Origin of the sequence: Caulobacter sp. 17J65-9 (assembly GCF_010975005.1) — a bacterium.
Classification (GTDB): Bacteria; Pseudomonadota; Alphaproteobacteria; order Caulobacterales; family Caulobacteraceae; genus 17J80-11.
Window position 1 is genome coordinate 1 of record NZ_JAAIVC010000275.1, and the last position, 2,397, is coordinate 2,397.

Genomic DNA, 2,397 nt, shown 5'->3' on the forward strand with positions numbered 1-2,397 from the left:
GGTGGCGGCGGTGGAGCGGGCGGCGGCGCGACCAGCGGCGGCGGGCGCCTGCCGGGGGCGCCCGCGACGCAGACCTCGCCGCGCCTGCCTGGCGAAACCGTCGACTACGCGGACCAGGATCCGAACCGGAAGTGCGGGGTCGACGCCCTCGATCGCAAGCTGTCGGCCGAATACAAGACCGACATGACCAAGGCGACCGACGCCGCCATCGCCCAGCTGGAGGCGTCCGGCGCGTCCGGGACCGCGGCGATCGTCGCCGAACACGCCGCCCGCATCCGCGCCATGCAGCCGGAGAGCACTTGCCGGTAGGTCCATCTCCTCCCCCGCTTCGCGGGGGAGGAGAAAACTACAGCCCCTGCCCTCGCAGCAGCTTCGGCAGATCTCCGACCGCGCCGCCGGCTTCGGTCATGAAGAAGCGCCGGGCCGGGCCGATGCGGTTGACCACCGCCATGCCGACGCCGCGGGCGGCGCGGACCAGCGGGAAATCGTTGGAGAACATGCGGTTGAACACGTCGGTGGCGGCCGCCAGCATGACGTTGTCGAACCGCCGCCAGCGGGCGTAGCGCTCCAGCACCGCCTCGGAGCCCAGGTCCTCGCCGATGCGCAGCGCGTCGACCAGCACCTCGGCCAGGGCGGCGGCGTCCTTCAGGCCCAGGTTCAGGCCCTGGCCGGCGATCGGGTGCACGCCGTGGGCGGAGTCGCCCAGGAGCGCGATGCGCGGCGCGGTCATGCGCTCGGCCAGCGACAGGGTCAGCGGATAGACGAAACGCGGCCCCTCGACCGTCACGCCGCCCAGGAAGTCGCCGAAGCGGCGGCGCAGGTGGGCGTCGAAGGCTTCCGGCGAGGCGTGACGCAGGGCCTCGGCCCGGGCCTTCGGCTCGGTCCACACCAGGCTGGCGCGGTTCTCGGTCAGCGGCAGGATGGCGAACGGGCCGCTGGGCAGGAAGTATTCGTGCGCGACGCCGCCGTGCGGGCGGTCCATGCGCACGGTGGCGACCACCCCGCCCTGGCGGTACTCCCAGCCGATGCAGTTGATGCCGGCGGCCTCGCGCACCGGCGAGACCCGGCCCTCGGCGCCCACGACCAGCGGCGCGGTCAGGGTGCGGCCGTCCTTCAGCCGCACCGTGGCGCAACGTTGATCAACCTCGACCCCGACCACCGCGGCGGGGGCCAGCACCTCGATGCCGGCCTCGCGCACCGTCTCGGCGAGGCCTGCGCGGATGCGCCGGTTCTCGATCATGTAGCCCAGCGGCTCGCCCTCGGCCCGGTCGGCGATCTCCTCGGCGTCGAAGCGCAGGAACGAGGCCCCGACCTGTCCGCGCGCGGCGCCGGGCGTATGCCCGTCGGTGACCAGGATGTGGTCCATCCGCTCGGCGTGCTCGGCCAGCCGCTCGGCCACGCCCAGCACCCGCCACTGGCGGAAGGAGGAATAGGCGATGGCCGAGGCCCGGCCGTCGAAGGTCTCGGCCAGCTGGCTTTCGAACGGCAGCGGGTCGACCAGGATCGGCTTCAGGCCCGCGTGAACGGCGGCCAGAGCGAAGGTCGCGCCGGCCATGCCCGCGCCCGCGATCACCACGTCGGCGTCGTACTGGGTCATGGCCGCGATATGCGCTTCTTCAAGCGTCGGCGTCCAGTGCCCGGCCCCGCTCGTAAACGCGCCTTAACCTTCTCGGGGCAAAACGGGGCGGTTCAGTTTCATTTCGGAGACGGCGGCATGACGGGCGTGGCGGCCATGGTCGGCGCGAGGATCATCGACACCGCGGGCGGGGTCTGGCGTGCGCCGCTGGCCGCGCGCTTCCGCGGCGGACTGACCTCGGCCTTCGGGGTCGCGGCGATCCTGAGCTTCGCCACCTACGACGCGGCCGATCCCAGCTGGAACACCGCCTCCGCCGGCGCGGCCAAGAACGTGCTGGGCGGCTTCGGCGCCAACATCGCCGACCTGTTCCTGCAGTCGCTGGGCCTGTCCGCCTGGATCGCCGCCATCTTCATGGTGCTGTTCGGCCTGGCGCGAGCCGCCGATCCCAATCCGGACGCCCGGCGCATGCGCATGCGCGTCAAGGCGCTGGTCGCCTTCGCCGCCGTGGTGGCCCTGGCCGGCGCCCTGTCGGGCCCGACCCCGCCGTCGCAGTGGCCGCTGGCCAAGGGCCTGGGCGGCTTCTGGGGCGCGGGGCTGCTGGACCTGCTCGCCGCGGGCTTCGGCTTCCTGAAGCTGCCGGGCGCGGGCGCGATCGGCGCCATCCTGCTGCTGATCGGCGCCGGCGCCGGCTTCGCCTATGCGCTGAGCCTGACGCCGAACGACTTCAAGAACGCCGCCAACGCCCTCGCCGGCCTGGCCCAGCGCCTGCGCACCCGCCAGGTGCGCGCCGCGCCCGTCCCGGTCCGCGCCAAGGCCGCGCC

Annotated in this window: 3 protein-coding genes; 2 read left to right on the plus strand and 1 reads right to left on the minus strand. The window is 73.6% G+C overall.

Annotation, left to right across the window (positions count from 1 at the left end; all coding sequences use genetic code 11):
• Window positions 1-309, plus strand: a 309-nt coding sequence (locus tag G3573_RS21170) for a hypothetical protein (protein ID WP_205598425.1), incomplete at its 5' end; no start/stop codon positions are given.
• A 37-nt stretch (window positions 310-346) separates the two neighbouring features.
• On the opposite strand, the gene G3573_RS21175 is transcribed toward G3573_RS21170, so the two are convergent.
• Window positions 347-1,597: a UbiH/UbiF/VisC/COQ6 family ubiquinone biosynthesis hydroxylase gene (locus tag G3573_RS21175; protein ID WP_163263622.1), complete on the minus strand. Its 1,251-nt coding sequence runs from the start codon at window positions 1,595-1,597 to the stop codon at window positions 347-349.
• 117 nt (window positions 1,598-1,714) lie between these two features.
• Between G3573_RS21175 and G3573_RS21180 the strand changes: the two genes are divergently transcribed.
• Window positions 1,715-2,397, plus strand: a 683-nt coding sequence (locus G3573_RS21180) for a DNA translocase FtsK 4TM domain-containing protein (protein WP_205598426.1), incomplete at its 3' end; no start/stop codon positions are given.